At 71.4% G+C, this 15,460-nt stretch carries 12 protein-coding genes; 10 read left to right on the forward strand and 2 right to left on the reverse strand.

Features of this window, described 5'->3' with window-relative positions:
• Positions 1-53: 53 nt before the first annotated feature.
• The gene (locus tag ACFQSB_RS02825) at positions 54-2,921 is read left to right on the forward strand and encodes an AAA family ATPase (protein WP_380824073.1); all 2,868 of its coding nucleotides are present in this window, start codon (positions 54-56) and stop codon (positions 2,919-2,921) included.
• A gap of 91 nt (positions 2,922-3,012) precedes the next feature.
• Positions 3,013-4,698 (forward strand): SGNH/GDSL hydrolase family protein, encoded by a 1,686-nt coding sequence (locus ACFQSB_RS02830; protein WP_380824074.1) that lies wholly within the window; start codon positions 3,013-3,015, stop codon positions 4,696-4,698.
• 83 nt (positions 4,699-4,781) lie between these two features.
• On the opposite strand, the gene ACFQSB_RS02835 is transcribed toward ACFQSB_RS02830, so the two are convergent.
• Positions 4,782-6,395, reverse strand: a complete 1,614-nt coding sequence (locus tag ACFQSB_RS02835) for a 4-hydroxyphenylacetate 3-hydroxylase family protein (protein ID WP_380824075.1) — start codon at positions 6,393-6,395, stop codon at positions 4,782-4,784.
• 420 nt (positions 6,396-6,815) lie between these two features.
• Between ACFQSB_RS02835 and ACFQSB_RS02840 the strand changes: the two genes are divergently transcribed.
• The 3 genes from ACFQSB_RS02840 to ACFQSB_RS02850 all read left to right on the forward strand — a co-directional run bounded on the left by ACFQSB_RS02840 (position 6,816) and on the right by ACFQSB_RS02850 (position 9,903).
• A complete protein-coding gene (locus tag ACFQSB_RS02840; protein WP_354851169.1) occupies positions 6,816-8,000 on the forward strand; it encodes an acyl-CoA dehydrogenase family protein in 1,185 nt (394 codons plus the stop codon).
• A gap of 27 nt (positions 8,001-8,027) precedes the next feature.
• Positions 8,028-8,459, forward strand: coding sequence for an SgcJ/EcaC family oxidoreductase (locus tag ACFQSB_RS02845; RefSeq protein ID WP_354851172.1), 432 nt, complete (start codon positions 8,028-8,030; stop codon positions 8,457-8,459).
• A gap of 412 nt (positions 8,460-8,871) precedes the next feature.
• Positions 8,872-9,903 carry a hypothetical protein gene (locus ACFQSB_RS02850; RefSeq protein ID WP_380824076.1) on the forward strand — a complete coding sequence of 344 codons (1,032 nt, stop codon included), beginning with the start codon at positions 8,872-8,874 and terminating at the stop codon, positions 9,901-9,903.
• A gap of 62 nt (positions 9,904-9,965) precedes the next feature.
• On the opposite strand, the gene ACFQSB_RS02855 is transcribed toward ACFQSB_RS02850, so the two are convergent.
• On the reverse strand, positions 9,966-10,469 hold the full coding sequence (locus tag ACFQSB_RS02855; protein WP_380824077.1) for a MarR family winged helix-turn-helix transcriptional regulator: 504 nt from the start codon (positions 10,467-10,469) through the stop codon (positions 9,966-9,968).
• 238 nt (positions 10,470-10,707) lie between these two features.
• On the opposite strand from ACFQSB_RS02855, the gene ACFQSB_RS02860 reads away from it, so the two are divergent.
• The 5 genes from ACFQSB_RS02860 to ACFQSB_RS02880 all read left to right on the forward strand — a co-directional run bounded on the left by ACFQSB_RS02860 (position 10,708) and on the right by ACFQSB_RS02880 (position 15,296).
• A complete protein-coding gene (locus tag ACFQSB_RS02860; protein WP_380824078.1) occupies positions 10,708-10,836 on the forward strand; it encodes a hypothetical protein in 129 nt (42 codons plus the stop codon).
• 24 nt (positions 10,837-10,860) lie between these two features.
• Positions 10,861-11,337 carry a MarR family winged helix-turn-helix transcriptional regulator gene (locus ACFQSB_RS02865; RefSeq protein WP_380824079.1) on the forward strand — a complete coding sequence of 159 codons (477 nt, stop codon included), beginning with the start codon at positions 10,861-10,863 and terminating at the stop codon, positions 11,335-11,337.
• Between the two features lie 109 nt (positions 11,338-11,446).
• Positions 11,447-12,433, forward strand: a complete 987-nt coding sequence (locus ACFQSB_RS02870) for a helix-turn-helix transcriptional regulator (protein WP_380824080.1) — start codon at positions 11,447-11,449, stop codon at positions 12,431-12,433.
• An 83-nt stretch (positions 12,434-12,516) separates the two neighbouring features.
• Entirely contained in the window at positions 12,517-13,566 is a 1,050-nt protein-coding gene (locus ACFQSB_RS02875) for an SDR family NAD(P)-dependent oxidoreductase (protein WP_380824081.1), read from the forward strand.
• A 44-nt stretch (positions 13,567-13,610) separates the two neighbouring features.
• A complete protein-coding gene (locus tag ACFQSB_RS02880) occupies positions 13,611-15,296 on the forward strand; it encodes an acyl-CoA carboxylase subunit beta (protein ID WP_459117324.1) in 1,686 nt (561 codons plus the stop codon).
• Positions 15,297-15,460: the final 164 nt, after the last annotated feature.

Consider the following 15,460-nt stretch of genomic DNA (forward strand, 5'->3'; position numbering starts at 1 on the left):
TAGGCTTGGCGTCGCTGCTATCTGCACTAACCGGACTGGATGTTCAGGGCGGGATGGCCAACGGAGCGACATACGGCAGGCCGATCGGTCGCGACGCTGAGCTCGGCCTCCTCGCGAGCGCCGTGTCCGGAGCCGCCGACGGAGCGCTACGGGCCGTGGCGGTGCGTGGCGACCCGGGAATGGGCAAGACCCGGCTGCTCGCCGAACTGGCCGACATGGCCCGGGCCCGTGGTTTCGCCGTCCATCACGGCCAGGCGACCGAGTTCGAGCGTGACGTGCCCTTCGGTGTCTACATCGCCGCGTTCGAACCCCAGCCGGGTGATCCGCGCCGGGACGCGCAGGGTGCGCTGACCGAGTTGCTGCTGGACGCCACAGGACCGTCCGAGGCGCGGCGCGCGGGGCTCGACCGCTACCGGCTCTTCCAGCGCGCGCGCCGGCTCATCGAGGACCAGGGGGCCGCCGGCCCGGTCGCCATCGTGCTCGACGACCTGCACTGGGCCGACCGGTCCTCCGTGGAGCTGACCGAGTATCTGCTGCGCCGCCCGCCGCGGGCGCCGTTGCTGCTGGCCACCGCCTACCGCACGGCGCAGGCGCCCGCGGGCATCGGGCGGGCCCTGGCCCAGCTCGGCGACGCGACCGTCCACATCGGCCTGGCCCCGCTGGGCGAGGCCGACGTGGCGGCGCTGTTACCGGGGGCCGACCGCGGCCGGCGGCGACTGCTGTACCGCACGACCCGCGGAAACCCGCTTTACCTCCAGGTGCTCGCCGACGCCGGGGTGGAGACGCTCACCGCGCTCGCGGAGGCCGGGGACGCGGCGACCGGCGCACCCGAGCGGGCACTGCTGGACGTGCTCAGCACCGAACTGACCGCCCTGACGCCCGATGTCCGGCAGGTGGCCTGCGCGGCGGCGGTGGCCGGTGAACCGATCTCCCTGGACCTGGTCGCCTCCATCACCGAACTGCCTGAGGCCGCCTTCGACCAGGCCATCGACCACCTGGTCGGCGTGGGCACGGTGGTGGAGGCCGACGCCTGTCTCCGCTTCCGCCACCCGCTGGTCCGGGCCGCGGCGTACTGGATGGCCGGCGCGGCCTGGCGCTCGCGCGCGCACGAGCGGGCGGCGGAGCATCTGCGCACCAACGGCGGCCCGCTGCAGCTGCTGGCCCACCACACCGCGCGATCGGCCAGACACGGCGACGTGCAGGCGGTGCGGACGCTGGAGGCGGCGGCCAGGGCGGCTCTGGACGCCGCTCCGTCCACCGCCGTCCGGCTGTTGCGCACGGCGATCCGGTTGCTGCCGGATGAGGCGGACCTGGCCTTGTGGCGGGTCCAGCTGCAATGGGCACTGGGCCGCGCCTTGGGGGTGACCGGCGAACTGGCGGCCAGCAGGCAGATCCTGCAGGAGGTGATACGGGCGCCGGGGCCGCTGCGTATCGCCGCGGTGAGCTTCTCCTCCATGGTCTATCGCCTCCTCGGCGACTTCGACGAGGCCAAGGCACTGCTCACCACCGAGCTGACCCGGCCGCACGCGCCCGACCGGTCGACCAGCCTGGCCCAGGTCGGGCTGGCCGCGGTCGAGTTGATGGGCCGTGAGCCGGCGAAGGCCCGGCGCACGGCCGCCGAGGCGATCCGGTCCCTGAAGGACGCGGACGACAAGGCGCTGGAAGCGGCCGCCGGCACCATCCAGGCGCTGGCCGGTCTGCGCGAGGGCCGCGTGGCACACAGCCGCGGCGAGACCGACCGGGCGGCGTGGCTGACCGACGCCATGACCGACGACGTGCTCGCCCCGCACCTGGAGTTCGTCGCGCCGCTGGCGTGGGTCGAGCTCCACCTGGGGCGCTACGACGACGCCTTGCGGCATCTGCGCCGCGGGCTGGACATCGCCTACCGTGCCGGGCGTAGCCACAGCGTGCCGTACCTGCTCATCGTCGTGTCCGCGCTGCACGAGCGGCAGGGCCGGCTGCCCGAGGCGGTGACCGCCGCCGAGGAGGCCCGCGAGGCGTCCCGGCTGATCCACAGCCGGGAGACCCTGGCCATGTCCAGCATCCTGCTCCTGCGTCCGCTGTTGTGGCGGGACGGACCGCGGGCCGCCCTGGAACACGCCGAACGGATCTCCGGGACCCGGCCCCGGTCGGGCTGGTGGTCAGGGCTGGCGACCCTCGACCTCGCCCTGGTCCACGCCGAGGCCGGGCGGCCCGACCGGGCCATGGCCGCGTTGACCGGGCAGGAGCCGGCCGACGAACCGACCACGACGTACTGCCTGGCCCTCCAGGCGGTGACCACGGCCGCCGCCGGCGGCGCCGGGTCCGAGGCCGACTCGCTCGCCGAAAGCGCCCTTCTCCGGGCGACGCGGTCCGGTCTGCCGCATCAGCTGGGGTTCGCGCACCGGGCGCGGGCGAAGGTGCTCATGCTCGCCGGGCGGTCGAAGGAGGCGGCCGTGCACGCGGCACGGGGCGCCGACCAGTTCGCCGCCGCCGGAGCCCCGGTGGAGGAGGGGCTCACGCGGCAACTCGCCGCCGAGCTGTACGCCGCCCTGGGCGCGGCCGGGAAGGTCCAGCACGAGATAGGCCGGGCCAAATCCCTGTACGCCGCCGCCGGGGCGACCTGGCTGTCGGCCTCGCTGGCGCGCGACGAACGCAGGCTGGCCGCCCGGGCGCCCCGGGGGCGGCGCCGGCCGGCCGGTCCGCTGTCCACGCTCACCACCCGGGAGCGGCAGATCGCCGACCTCGCGGTGGAGGGACTGACCAACCAGCAGATCGCGGAGCGGCTGTACCTGAGCCCCAAGACGGTGGAGGCCCACCTGTCGCGCACCTTCGCCAAGCTCGGCGTCCAGTCGCGCGTCACGCTCACCCAGCACCTGACGGCGGACGCCCGGTTCAGGGCCGAACGAGCCGCCGCCGGCCCGGACGCCGGGCCGATGTAGGGGGGTGCGGTAGGGAACCGCCCGATGCTAGCGACGGCCGCCGTGAAGCATGCTGCTGCGGCAAGCCACGCGATCATCGAGCGAGGTTCACATGTCACCCTCCCGTGTCCCGAGACGTACCCGGGTGTACGTCGTACTGGCGACGTTGTCCGCCGCCCTGGGGCTGCTCCTGCCGGCCACCGTGGCCAGCGCCGATCCGATACCGCTGCCGACCCGAGGTCCGTTGCCGACGCTCTCGCCGCTGCCATCGGGCGTTCCGTTTCCGACACGCCCGCCGCTGCCGGTCCCACTACCGTGCCCGCCGACCTGTGTCGTTCTGGGGCCGGATCCGTACGACGCGGTCGTCTACGGCGACAGCTACACCAGCGGCGAGGGCGCGAGCCACGACCACACGTACGTGACGAAGTCCGACGGCAGCGAGGACTGGACCCACAAGTCGGGCCTTGCCCCCTTCGCCGTGGCCTGGACGGCCCTGGAGATGAACCGCTACCCCTTGTACAGGCCGACCCTCACCTCGGACACGATGCGAACGACGTACGGGCGCGACCGGCTCTTCTTCAACGCCTCGTCCGGCGCGTGGATCAAACACCTCAACGAGCCGCAGATGGAGAAGGGCGGAACGGTCGTCCGTAATCCGCCACAGGCCCAGGACGTCCCGACCATGGCGAAGATCGCCTACTTCGGGCTCGGCGGCAACGACGCCGGTTTCGCCGACCTGGTCAGCACCGCGGCCGAGGCGTACCTGAACCCGGCCACCGGCCGTTTCGGGGTGTTCACCTGGCAGACCGACCAGGAGCAGGCGGTCGCCCTGGAGGTGGGCCGTCTGCAGTCGCGGATCACCCCCCTGCCGGGCAAGATCGCCCAGGGACTGGAGACCGTCCGGGAGACCCACCCGGTGGCGGAGATCGTCGTGGCGCTCTACCCGCTCCCGGTCAAGGAGTCGGGCAACACCGGCATGGAGGAGATCACCGGCCACACCATGGACCTGATGTATCCCTTCGCGACCAAGGTGAACCAGGCCATCCGGGACGGGGTGGCGCAGTTCCAGGCGAGCCATCCGAACACCCAGGTCCACATCTTCGACCCGAACACGGCCGGGCCGAACGGCACCAGCGTGGTCGCGGGACATGAGCTCGGCCGGCCGGACACCTACTTCCAGGGCCTCGTGCGCCGCCCGGACGTGCTGTGGAGCGGCAAGATCTTCAAGTCGTTCCAGGAGAGCTTCCACCCGAACGAGCTCGGTTCGGTGGCCATCGGCAAGGCGCTCGCGACCTTCCTGGCGGCCAGGATGCCGGCACTCTTCCCGCAGGGGCCGAACTTCGACCGCGTGACCATCGACCCGCAGCCGCTGGCCGACGCGACGCCGGATGAGATCCAGTCGGTCGGGCAATGGGCGTACACCAACTCCGCGCAGGTCTGCGAGGAGACCGACATCGACAGCGTGTGCCGCGCCATCTCCCCGACCGGCATCGTCCTGTCGACCGACCTCTGGTTCGATCCCCGCAAGGTCCTCCCGTACCCGCTGCCCGGCGAGCCGGTTCCGGGCGGCTCTGACACCGGTTCCCCCGGCGGCGGTGGCGGCGGCGGGTCGACGTGGATCCCGGCCGAGTACATTCCCAAGGACCCGTGCGACATCTTCCGGCCGGTCCGCTATCAGTTCTACACGGGCGTGCAGGTCAGGGGCGGACCGGTGCAGACCGCGACGGCCATCGACACCCTCATCTTCGCTCCCAAGAAACCCAAGTGCGTCCCAGGCGTGGGGCTGATCTTCGAGTAACCGCCGTCTCGTCACGGCCACGTGCCACCGCCCCGGCGGAAACCCGCCGGGGTGGTGGTCTCAGTGGTGAACGGGGTGGGCGGTCAGGGGTTGAGGGTGGTGCCGTTGCCGATGCGGCGGAGGTGGTCGAAGGAGGACAGGTCGGGGACCGTCCAGCCGTCGAGGTCGTACTCGCTGAGGCACTGGTCGACGAAGGCCTTGTAGCCGTCCACCTCGCCGCCCACCATTTGGGCGTTCAGCAGTTCGACGCGGGTGTTCTCGTGGTTGCCGGCGTAGTTGCGCTCGTACAGCTCGTGCCGGCCGCCGAACTCGGTGCCGATGGCGTCCCAGAGCAGCTTCATGACCTTGATGCGCTCGACCGCGTCGCTGCCGTCCGACCCGCGGATGTACTTGTCCAGGTAGGGCCGGATGTCGGGGTTCTTGAAGTCCTCGGAGCTGGAGTTGATGTAGATCAGCCCGCTGGCGATGTCCTGCTGGATGATCTCCTTGATCCGCGGGTAGCCGGTCTGCATGAACCAGCGGTAGGCCAGCCCGTACGCCGGGTTGGGCAGCAGGGCGCCGTCCTTCCACTCCACCGGGTTGCGCGCCGCGGCGTCGGAGAAGGCCCAGAACAGGTTGCGCCAGGCCAGGACCTCGCCGATGCGGGTCTGCACGCCGCGGAAGTCCTTGGTGCCCGTCATCTCGGTGGCCTTGATGAGCAGCCCGGCGATGAACTCCAGCTTCACGGCCAGCCGGGTGCAGCCGTGGAAGGTGAAGCGCTCGAAGAAGCCCGAGCGGCCGGTGAACAGCAGCGCCTTGCCCAGGTTGCCGTAGACGAAGACGTTCTCCCAGGGGATGAGCACCTTGTCCAGGACGAGGATGGTGTCGTTCTCGTCCAGCCGCGAGGAGAGCGGATAGTCGAACGGCGTGCCCATCACCGTGGCGGCGGTGGAGTAGGACGGCCGGCAGATGAGCTTCATGCCCTTCGCACCCATGGGGATGGTGGCGACGAGCGCGAACTTCTTGTCCTTGATGGGCAGCCCGTAGTGGGCGATGAAGTTGTAGTGGGTGAGCGCCGAGCCGGTGGCCACGACCTTGGCCCCGCTGACCACGAGCCCCGCGTCGGTCTCCTTCTCGACGTGCACGAAGACGTCGGCGACCTCGTCCGGCGGGCGGTTGCGGTCGACCGGCGGGTGGACGATCGCGTGGTTCCAGTACAGGACCTTCTCCTGCGATTCCTTGTACCAGCGCCGGGCGTTGTCGGAGAACGGCTCGTAGAAGTCGGCGTTGGCGCCGAGCGTGCCGAGGAAGGCCGCCTTGTAGTCGGGGCTGCGCCCCATCCAGCCGTAGCTCATGCGCGCCCACTCGGCGATGGCCCGCTGGTCGGCGACCAGGTCCTCGACGCTGTGCGGCGTGGTGTAGAACCGGTGGGTGTAGCCGTCGCTGCCGGTGTCGGTCGGCTTGGTCAGCACGGCCTGCTTGTCGGGGTCGTGCAGCGCGTCGTACAGCCGCGCCGTCATCCTGATGGGGTTGTGGAACGCCGGGTGCGCGGTGACGTCCTTCACCCGCTCGCCGTACAGGTAGATCTCCCGGTCGTCGCGCAGGCTCTCGATGTACTCCTCGCCGGTCAACGGGCGCGTCTTGGGCCGCTCCGCGGCCACGCCGGCCTCGGGGGCGGCCGTGTCGGCGGCTGCCGGACTTCTTTCCTCTACGTGCACCTCAACTCCTCGATGAATCGGTAGCCGTCGAGCCGGCCGTCCAGGGGAGGTGCCTGGAGGAAGCACGCCCCGAATGGACACGCCCGAAGAAAAGTCCGCTGTAGCACGCGTGCCGGCGGTCGGGCCGGGGCCGTGCTCGCCGGTGACACGTTCCGCTCGGCGCCGATGACGGGCGGGTACACCGGAAGCCTGCCGCGGAGCTTAATATTCACATCCGCCATTCCCGCGGCACATCTCTCACATTGCGGTCTCCGGCCTGCGGAATAGGGCTTTCGCATTCCAGAAGATGCGTGGCCGGAAGGCCGGTGCGACCGTCGGATGGTGAGCATCGGCGGCCGGCGATCCGGCCACGTGCCAATTCCGGGCCTTCCGGCGCGCCTGCCGGCGCCGCCTTTTCTCGCCGGTCTTTTCTAGGAGGATATGGTGCTGACGACCGAGGTTCCGACGCGGGACCAGCTCGTCCAACGCGCGTCCGAACTCGTGCCGCTCCTTCGCGGGCACGCGGCCTGGAACGAGGACAACCGCCGCGTCCACGAGGAGTCCATCCAGGCCCTGGCGGACGCCGGCGTCTTCAAGATGCGGGTCCCCGTCCGCTACGGCGGCTACGAGTCCGACACCCGTACGCTGATCGACGTCGCCACCGAGCTCGGCAGGGCCGACGGCTCCACCTCCTGGGTCGCGTCGGTGTACTGGATCCCGACGTGGATGGCCAGCATGTTCCCCGAGCCCGTCCTGGACGAGGTGTTCGCCACCCCCGACGTGCGCATCTGCGGGACGCTGAGCCCGACCGGCATGGCGGCGAAGGTCGACGGCGGCGTCATCGTCAACGGCAAGTGGGGCTTCATCAGCGGCGCCCTGCACGCCCACTACCAGGTCATCGTCGCGATCCAGATCGGCGGGGAGGGCGAGCCCATGCCGGTCGCCATCGTCGTGCCGATGTCGGACCTGACGATCGTCGACGACTGGCACACCTCGGGCCTCAAGGGCACCGGCAGCGTCACCACGATCGCCCAGGACCTGTTCATCCCCGACGCCCGCGTGCTGCCGCTGCCGCTGGTGCTGCAGGGCCAGGCCGCCTCGCCGGCCGTCCAGGGCCGCCCGATCTACAGCTCGCCGCTGCTCCCGGTCGCCTCGGCGTCCTCGGTCGGCACCCTGATCGGGCTCGCCAAGGCGGCCAAGGACACCTTCCTCGAGCGGCTGCCCGGACGCAAGATCACCTACACCGGATACGACAGCCAGGCCGAGGCGCCGCTGACCCACCTGCAGGTGGCCGAGGCGGTCAACAAGATCGACCAGGCGGAGTTCCACGCCCACCGGCTGTCGGGACTGGTCGACTCCAAGGGCGCCCAGGGCGCGGAGTGGACGATCGAGGAGCGGGCGCGGGCCCGCGGCGACATGGGCGCGGTGGTCAAGCTGGCCAAGGAGGCGGTGGACATCTTCGCCTCGGCGAGCGGCGGCTCGTCCATCTACAGCATCGTGCCGATCCAGCGCATCGCCCGCGACACCCACGCCGCGAACCTGCACGCCCTGATGCACCCGAACACCAACGCCGAGCTGTACGGGCGGATCCTCTGCGGTCTCGAGCCCAACACGCTCTACATCTGACGGCAGAGACGACCAAAGGATCCAGACATGGCCCCCACCAGCACCGCCACCGCCGCCCCCGCCGTGACCGACAAGGACAAGGCCGCCGTCGTCTCGGTCCCGAGCCGCATCGTCGCGGCGTGGGCGAGCCACAACGCCAAGGCCTTCGCCGAGGTGTTCACCCCCGACGGCACCATGATCCTTCCCGGGGCGTTCAGCAAGGGCACCGCGGACATCGAGGCGTACATGACCGCCGCCTTCGCCGGCCCGTACAAGGGCACCCAGGTCACCGGCCTTCCCATCGACATGCGGTTCCTGAACGCCGACACCGCCCTGGTGATCACCCAGGGCGGCGTGCTCGCCGCGGGTGAGAACAAGGTGCACCCCGACCGCGCCGTCCGCGCCACCTGGGTCGTCGCCCGGCACGAGGGGCAGTGGAAGCTCGCCGCCTACCAGAACAGCCCCCTCGAGTCCGCCTGAGGCGGACACGGGGAGCCGCCGGGCCGTGCCCGGCGCGCGCGGTGCGACCGCGGGCGCCGGCCGGCCCCTTCGGCGTTCCCCTCCGCCCACGGCGCGAGCCCGTGGTCTTCCCGGGCCCCCTTCTCCGACGGCCTCCCGGGCGGCTTTCCGCGCGGGCGCCGGGCGGCTCTTCTTCCACGTTGCTTGATACGCGGCAGCGCGTTGACGTGCGCTTCGCCGGCCATGTTCCATGGGAGTCGTGTCAGCACCTTGTGTGCGGTCCGCGGCACGAGCCGGGGTGCTTGATGCCGGGAAAGCCCGGCGTCGCGGCTCGGCCAGTGGCACGACCTCTCCGCCGGCGGCGTCCGGCCGTGGGCCGAGGGGCCCCAATGGGGTCTTCGGCGGTCCGCAGATCCGTCGCGAGGAGTTGACGATGGCGCCCACATCTGACAGTGCGCGATCGGCGATCTCGGCGTCACCGCCGGTGCGCGCTGAGGAGACCGCCGAGTGCCTGGGCGGGGAGGTGCACCTGGCCTACGCCCACCGTCCCGAGTCCGGCGTGCTGGCCGTCGCCGCGCACTTCTCGGCCGAGACCGCGCGGGGGAGGGCGCGGGTGCGGGCCGCGGCCCTGGACGCGCTGCACCGGCTGCCGGACGGCGTGGCCGTGCCCTGCCCGCCGGACGACCACAGGGAGCTGTGCCTGTCGGACTTCATGCCGGACCCGCCCTCCGGCCGCCACTCGCGCGTCGCGGGCATCGGGCTGCTCAGCCACGAACGGTACGTGCTCCCGGCCGAGGTCGTGTGGATGGGCGAGCGGGACTGCCGGGTGGAGCCCACGGCGGTGGGCGTCATCGGCGAGGAGGGCGTCTCCGGCGCGATCGCCGACCTGCTCGCGCACGACATGGTCACCCGCTGGTGGGCGAGCCCGCGCATGCCGCTGCTGCGCGTCTCCCAGCACCTGGCCACGATGATCCCCGGGGAGGCGGCCGAGGCCGCGGCCGCGCTGGGCCTGCGGGTGTCGGCGTTCGCGCTGCCCGGCCCGGACTTCCAGATCGCCGTCGTCGGCGTGAGCGGGGAGGGCACCACGATCGCCACGGCCGCCGCGCGCACGATCGGAGAGGCGGTCGCCGAGGCGTTCCTGCGCGCGCTGGCCGCGCGGGCCCAGCCGTGGGACAGCCTGTCCATCGCCGACTCGCTGCGCCGGCTGACCGTCTGGCACCGCGAGGTGGACTACCTGGCCTACCTGGAGTGGTCGGCGCTGGACGCCGACGGCTCGGCGATGGACCGGCCGATGCCGGGGGACGGGGAGTCGAGCTGGGCCGACATCGCCTGCCGCCGGTTCGGGCACGAGCCGATCGTGGTCACGCTCGGCGATACCGGCGAGGCGGTGAAGGTGGTGTGCCCCGGCGCGGCCTGCTACCGCACGGTGCCCCCGGGCACCACCTTGCCCTGCCCGGTGCCCTAGCCGCCGCCCGTCACCCTGCCCACGCCTTGGCCGCGAGGCGGCACCTTGCCCTGCCCGGTGCCCTAACCGCCGGACGCCGGTTCGCTTCGCGTGCCGGGGGAGAGGCCGCCGCGGTCGTGGACCAGGCGCCACAGGAACTGGCCGAACATCTCGCGCTCGCCGGGAGTGAACGGGGCCAGGAAGGTGTCAAGGGCGTTCAGCATGGCCGGGCCGAGCTTGTAGCGCAGCAGCGCCTGCCCCTCGCCGGTCAGGCCGATGGCGTACTTGCGCCGGTCGTCGGGGTTGCGCGCGCGCTGGACCAGGCCCAGGCGCTCCAGGCCGTCCACGACGCTGACCATGGTGGTGCGGTCGATGCCGTGGGTGCGGGCGAGCTGCTGCTGGGACTGCGGCCCCACGGAGTCGATGGCGGTGAGCACGATGACGTCCTTGGCGCGCAGCCCGAACGGCTCCACCGCGGCTTCCAGCAGCTCGGCGAACAGCTCGCCGGCCTTGGCGAGCAGGATGCCGGTGTCCCCGGAGGAGAATTCCGGCAGGGGGACGTCGGAGTTCGGGGAATCAACGCTCACAGACGTGCCTTCCGTGGTCACCGGTCACGAAATGTGCGGCATGCCGCACATCAAGCACGGCTCCGTCTGGCACGAGTGTCACACGCTGCGATGGGCAGCGCAACCGATGGTCAGCGTTCCAATCGTCAGTAAAGCTGATTGACAGTAGAGCTGATTGTCTGCGACCATACTTGTTAGCGTGAAGGGCGCCGGAGGGCTTCGACCAGGATTTCACCCATCGGTGGCGAGGGAGGGCCTCATGTCCGCTAGGCGACCCGTGCCGGACGCCGGGACCACGTGGGATGAGATACGTGACATCTGGGACGAAGTCCGAGAGATCGTGCTGGCGTGGGAACACGCGCGGGCGGCCGACGATCCCGAAGGCTGATCGCCCGCCGCTGGAGGGTTGAGCATGGGCGGGAACGCGCACGAGTCCGCGCCGACGGCGCGGGTCCTGGCCGAGTCCACCGGCTGGCTGCTCAACGACGTGGCGCGCGAGGTCACGCTGCGGCTGGAGGAGGCCCTCAAGGGCGATGACCTCCGCTGGCGCGACTACGGGGTGCTCGTCGTGCTGGAGTCGGCCGGGCCCATGTCCCAGCAGGAGATCGGCCGGCGGCTCGCCGTCGACCGCTCGACGATGGTCCACATCATCGATCTGCTGGAGCAGCGCGGGCTGGTGGCGCGCGGGCGCGACCGGGTCGACAGGCGCGCCTACGCCATCGAGCTGACCGTGGCCGGCCGCGCGCTTCTGGTGGAGGTCCTGCACCCGCTGACCGCCGAGGTGCACGAGCGGGTGCTGGGCCCCCTGACACCCGGGGAGCGGTCCGTCCTGACCCGTATTCTCGGCCGCCTCGCCCGAGGCGCCGATGAGAGCAATTTGCGAGAATAACAGACCATCTACATCTCTGATAGTTTGTAATTACACATATCTGTGGAGCCGGGCAAGGGTCGGAGGTACTGATCCCCCCTGGACGAGGGACATGGCCAGGAGGCGAGCCATGGACATTTCCGTCATCGGTGTTCCCGCGGAAGCATTGGAGATCTACCGGTACTTCCTGCGGCACCGTGGCGACGGCATCGGTTCGATCAGGCAGGCGCTCGACCTGGATCCCGACAGCATCGAGGCCGCCGTCGACACCCTTGACCGGCTGTCCCTGATCGACCTGACCGACCGGCACCGCGTCATGGCCACCGAGCCGCGCATCGGCATCGAGCGGCTCATCGAACAGCGCCTCAACGAGCTCAACTCCGAGATCCGCCGCGTGCTCGGCGCGCGGGACGTCATCTCCTCCCTCGTGGAGGACCAGCAGCACGGCGAGAACGCCAGCTCCATGCTGGACATCGAACGCGTCGAGGGCCTGGACCGGGTGCGCCAGCGACTCGACGACCTCGGGTTCTTCTCCTACAAGGAGACCCTGTGCCTGCACCCGGGCGGGCCGCTGTCGCGGGGCGCCATCGAGACGGCGCTGCCGCTGGACACCCGCTCGCTGCGCCGCGGGCTCGCGGTGAAGGCCGTCTACCACCCCAAGGCGCTCGACGACCCGAACATGGTGGCGTACCTGCGCGAGCTGACGAGCCTGGGCGGGCAGGTCCACATCACCGAAGACCCCTTCGACCGCATGCTGATCTTCGACCGCAGCGTCGCGGTGGTGCCCATCCATCCCAAGGAGAGCGCCCGCGGCGCGCTGCTGGTGAAGGAACCGGGCCTGGTGTCGCAGCTCGTCACCTATTTCGACGGCGTATGGGACGGCGCCACCGATTTCAAGGAATACACCGAGCCGAGCTCGGACGCGCCGCTCCTTTCCGATCTGGAGCGTCAAGTCCTCGCCGTCATGGCGACGGCGGACAAGGACGAGATCGCGGCGCGGGAAATCGACGTCTCCGTCCGCACATATCGCCGCTATGTCGCCGATCTCATGGCGCGGCTCGGCGCGGTCAATCGTTTCCAGGCCGCATTGCGCGCCAAAGAAGAAGGCTGGATCTGACGGCGTCGGCGCCCCCGCACACTCGGAGATGACAGGGGGTACTTACACCCTTTTGACTGGTGTGGATCAGAGGAGATGGTCTGATGCTGGTTTGCGTTACCGGAGGCACGGGATTCGTCGGCGCTCATTCGGTCGCCGCGCTGGTCCGCGGCGGCCACCGCGTCCGCATGCTGGTCCGCGACCCCGCCAGGACCGCCCCCGCTCTGGCCCCCTTCGACCTCGGCCCGACCGACGTCGAGACCGTCACCGGCGACGTCACCGACGAGGACTCCGTGGCACGGGCGGTGCGCGGCGCGGACGCCGTGCTGCACGCCGCGTCGGTGTACTCCTTCGACAGCAGGGACCACGCGCGGATGCGGCAGGTCAACGAGCGCGGCACGGGCGTCGTGCTGGACGCCGCGCGACGTGCGGGCTCGGGCCTGACCGTCCACGTGTCCAGCGTCGTCGCGCTGTTCCCCGCCCCCGGCCGCGTCGTGGACGAGGCGTCGCCCGTCGGCCACCCCCGCGAGACCTACATGGCGGGCAAGGCGGCGGCCGAGAGGATCGCCCGCCGGCACCAGGCCGAGGGCGCGCCGGTCGTCATCACCTACCCGCCCGCGCTGCTCGGGCCGCACGACCCCAAGATGGGCGACCAGGTGTCGCGCCTGCGGGCCGTCCTGCGCGGGCTGACGCCCCTGTGGCCGCTCGGCGGGTTCCCGGTGGGCGACGTCCGCGACACCGCGGCGCTGCACGCCGCCCTGGTCACCGCCCCCGGCCGGGCGCTGACGGCGGCCCGGCACTTCGGCCCGGGGGAGTACCTGACCACGCGGCGGTACATGGAGGTGCTGCGTGAGGTCACCGGGCGCGCGCTGCCGGCGGCGTTCCTGCCCGCCCGGGCGATGCTGCCGGTGGGCGCGCTCGCCGGCCTGCTCCAGCGGGTGTGGCCGTGGCACATCCCCGCCGAGTACGGGGCCATCTACACCTGCGCCTGCGCCACCAGGGTGGCCGACCACGCCGGCACGTTCGGCGTGCGCCCCCGGGCGATCGCCGAGACGGTCGGCGACACGGTGCGCTGGTTGCACGAGAACGGCCGCCTGTCGGCCCGCCAGGCGGGAATCCAACGGCCGAGCCTGACGTCCGCGGGCGCGCGATGATGGGAGAGGGCGCCATGACCGAGCAGATCGCGACGAGCCCGGACCTGCACCGTCCGGCACCGGAGCCGCTGACCGCCGTCGAGATCGACTTCGTCCCGGTGGCCGTGCCCCGGCGTCCCGGCCCGCAGGCCCGGCCCGGGGCGCAGGGCCGGCCGGCCGAGCAGGCGCCGCCCGCGCCGGAGCGGTCGATGGAGGCGCTGCGCGAACGGCACCGCGGGCTGCGCTCGGACATCGTCGCGGGCCGCCGCGAGGGCGTGGAGCGCCAGCACCGCCTGGGCAAGGGCACCGCCCGCGAGCGCATCGCGATGCTGCTGGACGAGGGCTCGTTCGTGGAGCTGGACATGTACCGCCGGCACCAGGCGCACGGCCTGCGGATGGAGGAGAGCCGGCCCTACACCGACGGCGTGGTCACCGGATCCGGCACGATCGACGGCCGCCGGGTTTTCGTCTACGCCCAGGACTTCACGATCATGGGCGGGTCGCTCGGCGCCGCCCACGCGGCGAAGATCCACAAGGTGATGGACCTTGCCATCTCCACCGGCTCCCCGATCATCGGCCTGATCGACAGCGGCGGGGCGCGCATCCAGGAGGGCGTGGTCTCGCTCAGCGGGTACGGCGGCATCTTCCAGCGCAGCGTCCAGGCGTCCGGGGTGATCCCGCAGATCAGCGTGGTCCTCGGGCCGTGCGCGGGCGGGGCCGCCTACACCGTGGCGCTGGCCGACTTCGCCTTCATGGTGCGCGACACCGCGCAGCTGTACCTCACCGGGCCCGACGTGGTCGCGGCCGTGACCGGCAAGCGGTACACCCACGCCGAGCTCGGCGGGGCCGACGTGCACGGCAAGAAGTCCGGCGTGGCCACCTTCGTGCACGACGACGAGGAGAGCTGCCTGGACGAGGTGCGCTACCTGGTCTCGCTGCTGCCGGGCAACAACCTTTCGTTCCCGCCCAGCGCGCCCCCCTGCGACGCGACCACCGACACCCGCCCCCGCCTCGCCGAGATCGTCCCGGTCGAGCCGAACAAGCCCTACGACATGCGGCTGATCGTCTCCGAACTGGTGGACGACGGCGAGTACCTGGAGATCCACGAAGGCTGGGCGCAGAACGTCATCTGCGTGCTGGCCCGCATCGACGGCGCGGTGGTCGGCATCGTCGGCAACCAGCCCATGGTGCTCGCCGGCGTGCTCGACGTCGCCGCCTCGCAGAAGGCCGCGCGCTTCGTCCGCTTCTGCGATGCCTTCGGCATCCCGCTGGTGTCCCTGATCGACGTGCCGGGCTTCCTTCCCGGGGCCGACCAGGAGTACGAGGGGATCATCCGGCACGGCGCCAAGCTGCTGTACGCCTACTGCGAGGCGACCGTGCCGCGCATCCACGTCGTCGTGCGCAAGGCCTACGGCGGCGCGTACATCGTGATGGACTCGCGCACCATCGGCACCGACCTGTCGCTGGCCTGGCCGACCAACGAGATCGCCGTCATGGGCGCCGAGGGCGCCGTCAACATCATCTTCCGCAAGGAGCTGGCCGCCGCCGCCGACCCCGCGAGCCTTCGGGCCGAGCTGGTCGCCGAGTACGCCGAACAGCTCATGCACCCGCACTACGCGGCCGAGCGCGGCCTGGTCGACGACGTCATCGACCCGGTGGAGACCCGCGCCGCGGTGGCCAGGGGCCTTGCGATGCTGCGCGACAAGCGCAAGCCCGCGCCGCAGCGCAAACACGGCAACGTGCCGTTGTGAAAGCACGCTGAAGCGGCTTTCGGCGGGCTTTCCGCCGAACACAGCAAATACGAAGAAGAACCGCCCGGCATCCGCCCGGAACAATTGACTTCGGCGATTCCCGGTATCCGCGCCCCCGCGCGGCCGGGAAAGCGCCCGTACGCGCCGGATCCTCTTCCCGCCGC

The organism is Sphaerisporangium rhizosphaerae (genome assembly GCF_042665155.1).
Lineage (GTDB): Bacteria > Actinomycetota > Actinomycetes > Streptosporangiales > Streptosporangiaceae > Sphaerisporangium > Sphaerisporangium rhizosphaerae.

What these genes read in the sequence shown, in the direction of transcription:
- ACFQSB_RS02825 (WP_380824073.1), top strand. Translation starts at nt 54, where the DNA reads ATGGCCAACGGAGCGACATACGGCAGGCCGATCGGTCGCGACGCTGAG.
- ACFQSB_RS02850 (WP_380824076.1), top strand. Translation starts at nt 8,872, where the DNA reads ATGGCGCCCACATCTGACAGTGCGCGATCGGCGATCTCGGCGTCACCG.
- ACFQSB_RS02870 (WP_380824080.1), top strand. Translation starts at nt 11,447, where the DNA reads ATGGACATTTCCGTCATCGGTGTTCCCGCGGAAGCATTGGAGATCTAC.
- ACFQSB_RS02865 (WP_380824079.1), top strand. Translation starts at nt 10,861, where the DNA reads ATGGGCGGGAACGCGCACGAGTCCGCGCCGACGGCGCGGGTCCTGGCC.
- ACFQSB_RS02875 (WP_380824081.1), top strand. Translation starts at nt 12,517, where the DNA reads ATGCTGGTTTGCGTTACCGGAGGCACGGGATTCGTCGGCGCTCATTCG.
- ACFQSB_RS02840 (WP_354851169.1), top strand. Translation starts at nt 6,816, where the DNA reads ATGGTGCTGACGACCGAGGTTCCGACGCGGGACCAGCTCGTCCAACGC.
- ACFQSB_RS02830 (WP_380824074.1), top strand. Translation starts at nt 3,013, where the DNA reads ATGTCACCCTCCCGTGTCCCGAGACGTACCCGGGTGTACGTCGTACTG.
- ACFQSB_RS02860 (WP_380824078.1), top strand. Translation starts at nt 10,708, where the DNA reads ATGTCCGCTAGGCGACCCGTGCCGGACGCCGGGACCACGTGGGATGAG.
- ACFQSB_RS02845 (WP_354851172.1), top strand. Translation starts at nt 8,028, where the DNA reads ATGGCCCCCACCAGCACCGCCACCGCCGCCCCCGCCGTGACCGACAAG.